Annotated in this window: 6 protein-coding genes and 2 pseudogenes; 3 read left to right on the top strand and 5 right to left on the bottom strand. The window is 69.9% G+C overall.

Annotation, left to right across the window (positions count from 1 at the left end; genetic code table 11):
- Positions 1-2: 2 nt before the first annotated feature.
- Positions 3-155 (top strand): annotated as a pseudogene (locus QZ483_RS13620) (CoA transferase); the annotation flags it as partial.
- Between the two features lie 60 nt (positions 156-215).
- Here QZ483_RS13620 and QZ483_RS12535 read toward each other — a convergent pair.
- Both QZ483_RS12535 and QZ483_RS12530 read right to left on the bottom strand, forming a co-directional pair.
- Positions 216-467: pseudogene (locus QZ483_RS12535) on the bottom strand (aspartate kinase); the annotation flags it as partial.
- A gap of 205 nt (positions 468-672) precedes the next feature.
- A complete protein-coding gene (locus tag QZ483_RS12530; RefSeq protein WP_297084505.1) occupies positions 673-1,212 on the bottom strand; it encodes a TetR/AcrR family transcriptional regulator in 540 nt (179 codons plus the stop codon).
- Between the two features lie 176 nt (positions 1,213-1,388).
- On the opposite strand from QZ483_RS12530, the gene QZ483_RS12525 reads away from it, so the two are divergent.
- Together QZ483_RS12525 and QZ483_RS12520 are read left to right on the top strand one after the other, a co-directional pair.
- Positions 1,389-2,327 carry an ABC transporter ATP-binding protein gene (locus QZ483_RS12525; RefSeq protein ID WP_297084504.1) on the top strand — a complete coding sequence of 313 codons (939 nt, stop codon included), beginning with the start codon at positions 1,389-1,391 and terminating at the stop codon, positions 2,325-2,327.
- Complete coding sequence (locus QZ483_RS12520) at positions 2,324-3,598, top strand: ABC transporter permease (protein WP_297084503.1); 1,275 nt, start codon at positions 2,324-2,326, stop codon at positions 3,596-3,598. Before QZ483_RS12525 ends, QZ483_RS12520 begins: the two co-directional genes overlap by 4 nt.
- Here QZ483_RS12520 and recR read toward each other — a convergent pair.
- From recR to QZ483_RS12505, 3 genes are all read right to left on the bottom strand, one after another.
- The gene (gene recR / locus QZ483_RS12515) at positions 3,595-4,191 is read right to left on the bottom strand and encodes a recombination mediator RecR (RefSeq protein ID WP_297084501.1); all 597 of its coding nucleotides are present in this window, start codon (positions 4,189-4,191) and stop codon (positions 3,595-3,597) included. The genes QZ483_RS12520 and recR overlap by 4 nt on opposite strands.
- Before the next feature lie 62 nt (positions 4,192-4,253).
- Positions 4,254-4,874 carry a TetR/AcrR family transcriptional regulator gene (locus QZ483_RS12510; RefSeq protein ID WP_297084499.1) on the bottom strand — a complete coding sequence of 207 codons (621 nt, stop codon included), beginning with the start codon at positions 4,872-4,874 and terminating at the stop codon, positions 4,254-4,256.
- Between the two features lie 52 nt (positions 4,875-4,926).
- Positions 4,927-5,196, bottom strand: a 270-nt coding sequence (locus QZ483_RS12505; protein WP_297084496.1) for a hypothetical protein, incomplete at its 5' end; no start/stop codon positions are given.

Raw genomic sequence — 5,196 nt, 5'->3', positions numbered from 1 at the left:
GCATCGACCTCAAGAGCGACGCCGGCAAGCAGGCGTTCCTCGACCTCTGCAAGACCGCCGACCTGGTGATTGAGAACTTCCGGCCCGGCGTCACCGCCAAGCTCGGCATCGATTACGACTCGGTCAAGCAGGTGCGGGAGGACATCCTCTACTGCTCGATCAGCGGCTTCGGCCAGACCGGCCCGTACCGCCTGCGCGCCGGCTTCGATTACATTCGCCATCGCCAGCAGCGCCATCGAGATGCGCTCGCCCGCGGTCAGCAGGATGTCCATCTCGCGCGGCGCGGGGTCGCCGGTCACGGCGTTGGCGAGGTCGATCAGCTCGTCGGTGGTGTCGCCCATCGCGCTCACGGCGACCACGACGTCGTTGCCCATCATCTTGGTCTCGACGATGCGACGGGCGACGCGCTTGATGGCGTCGGCGTCCGAGACGGAGGACCCTCCGTACTTCTGCACCACGAGAGGCATGCTTGAGCTCCAGGAATCTGACCAGGGTGGGCGCGCCCGCGCGGGCACGGTGACACAGTCTAGTGCCCGCCCCGGCTTTCCCGCGAAATGGGCCCACTTCGCTCACGTAGGCGCCTAGCCGAGCGATTCGGGCCCATTTCGCTCGCGTCAGCGGTTGGGTGAGCGAGAATCGACCGCCAGGAGTGCGGAGGGCCGATGCCGGGGGTCAGGCCTTCGTGTTGCTCACCCACCGCTCGAGGTGGGCGGCCTCGCGCTCGAGGGGGCCGGACTCGTCGAGCGCGTGGGCGAGGGCTGCGCCTCCCTCGACGCCGGCGAGCAGGTGCACGGCCCGGGCCTCGGAGGCCGCGCGAGCGAACCCCAGGCCCTCGAACTGATCCGCGATCCACGCGAGGGTCTCGCGGTGCGCGCGCGCGTCTCCCGGGACGGCCGATGCGGTGGCGAGCAGACTGCCGTGAGCGCGGATCGCTGTAGCGTCGTCCAGGTACGTGCCGAGCAACGCGACGAGTGCGGCGGCGGGCTCCGCGGGAAGACCGTCGCGCGCTGCGGCGAGCTGGTCCGCGACGCCATCGGCCACGGCGCCCGCGACGTCGGCCTTGGTCTTGAAGTAGTAGTACACCGATCCGGACGGCACTCCGGCCTCGCCGGCGATCGCGGCGAGGGTGGTCGCCTCGAGCCCCGTGGTGCGGGCCAGGTGGATCGCGGCGGCCGTGAGGCGCTCGCGTTTGTCGGTCGCGGGGCGGGGCATGGCGTCTCCTCAAGGTAGTGGTCTCACTAGTGTCGCTCGGGTGCTGGCCCACCGCGACGTCGACACGCGCAAGAATCAGGGTCTTCCCTCATGCGTCGCCAGCCCGGTGTCTGCCACACTCGACCCGATGGCACCACGGGCGCGGCAGCGCCACCGGCACGAGGCAGAGGAGTGGAATGACCATCACTGAGGACGCGCCCGCGACGACGGGGGCGATCGTCGCGACCGGGGTCGCGCGATCCTTCGGCGACGTTCGCGCCGTCGAGGACGCCACGCTGGCCGTCAGGCGCGGCGAGGTGACCGCACTGATCGGACCGAACGGCTGTGGCAAGACCACCCTCATGCTGATGCTGTCCGGCCTGCTCCGACCGCATGCGGGCACCATCACCGTCGCCGGTGCGGACCCGAGGACGGACGCCGCCGCGGTGCGCGCCGCGATCGGATGGATGCCCGACCAGCTGGGTTCGTGGGACAACCTCACGTGCCTCCAGACCCTCACGCTCGTGGGCGAGGCCTACCGCATCCCGCGCGCGACCGCACGTGACCGGGGCGCCGCACTTCTCGAGCGGGTCCACCTCAGCGAGTTCGCCGACAGGCCCGCGCGGGTGCTGTCGCGGGGTCAGAAGCAGCGGCTGTCGCTGGCCCGCGCGCTCGTGCACGACCCCGCGGTGCTGCTCCTGGACGAGCCCGCCAACGGCCTCGACCCGCGCTCGCGCGTGGACCTCCGAGTCCTGGTGCGCCAGCTCGCGGCCGAGGGCAAGGCCGTGCTGATCTCGAGTCACGTGCTCGCCGAGCTCGATGAGATGGTCGACGAGGCCGTCTTCATGTCGAAGGGGCGGACCCTGGGAGATCAGGCTACGGCGATGGTGGCCGATGCGAGGCTCAAGTACCGCATCGACGCCCTGGACCCGGCCGCGCTGCACGCTGCGCTCACCGCCGGGAACGTCGATTTCGAGATCACGGACACCGGTGCCGTGACCCGCATCGCCGACGAGTCCAACGCGGCGCAGGCGCTCGCCTGGCTGATTGGTCAGGGCGTGGCCGTGCACCGATTCGGCCCGGTCGGGTCGGCGCTCGAACAGACCTACATGGCGATGAACGAGGAGCGGCGATGACCACCCAGGCACCCGAGACGGCGTCGGCTCCGCTTCCCGACGTCCCCGTCAGCCCGCCACCGCGGACGGGCAATCCCTGGCTCCCGACGCCGCACGGCGTGAGCCTTGTCGCGCGCATCGAGCTGCGCCGCAGGCGCCCGAGTGCCAAGGGCTACGTGCTCTACGGCATCCTCTTCGCGGTCGTGATCGCGATCTGCCTCGCCGCGGCGGTCTTCGCGCCTGCGCAGCTGTCATCCACCAACTTCGAGATCGTGCTGGTCATGGTGCTGGGCGTCGGCATGCTCATTGCACCGTCGCTCTCGGCGACGTCCATCAACGGCGATTCGAGCGAGGGCGTGCTCGCGCCGCTCCAGATGACGCACCTGACGGCGGGGGACATCGCGTTCGGCAAGCTTCTCGCCTCGTGGACGGTGTCAGTGGTCGCGCTGGTCGCGCTGTCGCCGTTCCTCATCTACACGTTCCTGACCTCGGGTTGGACGGTCGTGGAGATGCTCGTCACCGTTGCGGCGGTTCTGTTCGTCGTGCTGGCGTTCACTGCCGTGGGCCTCGCGTGGTCATCGATCGCGGCGCGCGCCGTCGCATCCGTGTCTCTGGCACACCTCACCACGGGCTTCTTCGTCATTGGCACGCTCATCGCCTTCGGCATCGCGTCGCTGCTGGTCACGGACGAGTCGCCGCAGCGCGACCAGTGGATCGACTGGGATTCCATGACGCCCGAGGCCCAGTCCGCGCTCGACAACGCCTATCAGACGGGCGACTTCAGCGAACTCGATCCCGATGACTACGCCTGCGTCGACTCGGATTGGGCGTACACCGTCACCCACACGGACCGTATCGCGTGGGTACTGCTGGTCAACCCGGTCGTGATGATCTCCGAGACCGCGCCGATCGTCGACCCCGAGACGTGGGAGGAGGACGGGCGGGCCGCGCCTGGCGTGTTCGCCGGCATCCACTCGCTCGTCTCGGGCGCGCGGCTCGGTCCTGAGGAGTCCGTCGACGAGCACGTCGGCTTCGACGAGTGCGAGCAGCTCGCTCGCGACATCGAGCTCGCGCAGATGAGCGGCGAGGAGCGCGAGGCCATGTGGGCCGAGGAGTCGGCGGAGTGGGAGGACGACTGGATCGAGCAGCAGCAGGAGCAGGCGAATCTTGATCGCGCACCGTGGCTGGGCCTCGGCGTTGTGGCGGCCCTCTTCGCCGGCTCGATGTGGATCGTCGTCAATCGCCTGCGCGTGCCCTACAAGAACCTGAGGTCAGGGACCCGCGTGGCCTAGGAGACCTTGCGGCGGCCTTCGAACGCGCGGCCCAGGGTGACCTCGTCCGCGTACTCGAGGTCGCCGCCCACGGGCAGCCCCGACGCCAGTCGCGACACGTCGATGCCCATGGGCGCCAGCATGCGCGTCAGGTACGTCGCCGTCGCCTCGCCCTCGATGTTGGGGTCGGTCGCGATGATGACCTCTTGAACGGCGCCGTCGCCCAGGCGGGTCAGCAGCTCGCGGATGCGCAGGTCGTCGGGCCCCACCCCGTTCATGGGGTCGATCGCGCCGCCGAGCACGTGATAGCGGCCCCGGTACTCGCGGGTGCGCTCGATGACCACGACGTCCTTGGGCTCCTCGACCACGCACAGGAGGTCGTCGGCACGGCGGGGGTCCGCGCAGATGCGGCACTGCTCGGACTCGGCGACGTTGCCGCAGGTGTCACAGAAGCGCACCTTCTCCTTGACCGTGGTGATGGCGTCCGCGAGGCGCTTGACGTCTGCGCCGTCGGCGGCGAGGAGGTGGAAGGCGATGCGCTGGGCGCTCTTGGGGCCCACGCCGGGAAGGTGTCCCAGCTCGTCGATCAGATCCTGCACCGCGCCGTCATACATGGGTCCAGCGTAGGCGTCGGCGCGCGAGCCGAGGGCCAGGCGCGCTCAGTCCGGCATCGCGGTCAGCGAGGCTCGAGGTAGCGCACGTAGACGTCCATGAGGCGGGACGGGCTCGCCCCGTAGACCTCGAACATGGTGCCGAAGCCCGACGTGATCGCAAGGATGTCGGCCGCGAGCTCACTGGGCGCGACATCGGTGCGGCACCAGCCGTGCTCCTGCACATAGGCCATGAGCCGTCCGAGCTCGGCGCTCCACTCCTTGTGAAGCGCGTGGAGCGGCTCGATGAGGGAGGGATCGTCGCGGTTGGCGTCGACGAATTCGGAGATGAGCATGGTCCAGCGCGCGCCGTGGGGGTCGGTGCGCGCGAACTCCGCCTGGGCCGCGGCGAGCGCCTCCACGAGGGAGCTGGGCTGTGCCTCTTCGACCACTGTCCACCACTCGCCTCGCCGGTCGCGTCGCGCGCGCAGCACGTCGAGGAAGAACTGTTCCTTCGAGTCGAAGTGAAAGTAGAACGCGCCCCGCGTGTAGGGCGAGTCGCGGACGATGTCCTCGATGGTGGTCTCGGCGTAGCCCTTGACGAGGTAGCGGTCGATGCCGAGCTGCAGCAGGTCTTCGCGGGTTCGCGCTCGCTTGAGCTGGAACTTGTTCGGCGGCTTGGTCGTCGCCGCCGGCTCGCCATTCATGCGATCGAGGCTATCAGCGCGCCGCGGGCGATCGCGGAGCCGCGACCGACTGCTACTTGTCGTCGATCACGGTGCCGCCGAGCATCTGCGCGACCACGTCCGCGCCGCTCAGCTGTGCGTCGGGCGCCTGCTCGTCGTCGGGTGAGATGTCCTCGTGAGGGTGGTCGTCGGCAGGCGGCTCGGCGTCGTAGGGCGGGACGTCGTCCTCCGGCGGCTCGTCCCACGGCGGGACGTCGTCGCCGGCTGCGGCCGCGCCGGAACTGCTCTGGGCCGATGCCGTCGCGGCTGCCGTGGGGATGGCGCCCGACATCGGAGCGGACGG

Source organism: uncultured Demequina sp. (genome assembly GCF_913055775.1).
Taxonomy (GTDB): domain Bacteria; phylum Actinomycetota; class Actinomycetes; order Actinomycetales; family Demequinaceae; genus Demequina.
This window is presented reverse-complemented; position numbering and strand designations above follow the sequence as displayed.

Bases quoted from the DNA above. Each gene is read 5' to 3' on its own strand.
- QZ483_RS12510 (WP_297084499.1), bottom strand. From the start codon at position 4,874: ATGAATGGCGAGCCGGCGGCGACGACCAAGCCGCCGAACAAGTTCCAG.
- recR (WP_297084501.1), bottom strand. From the start codon at position 4,191: ATGTATGACGGCGCGGTGCAGGATCTGATCGACGAGCTGGGACACCTT.
- QZ483_RS12530 (WP_297084505.1), bottom strand. From the start codon at position 1,212: ATGCCCCGCCCCGCGACCGACAAACGCGAGCGCCTCACGGCCGCCGCG.
- QZ483_RS12520 (WP_297084503.1), top strand. From the start codon at position 2,324: ATGACCACCCAGGCACCCGAGACGGCGTCGGCTCCGCTTCCCGACGTC.
- QZ483_RS12525 (WP_297084504.1), top strand. From the start codon at position 1,389: ATGACCATCACTGAGGACGCGCCCGCGACGACGGGGGCGATCGTCGCG.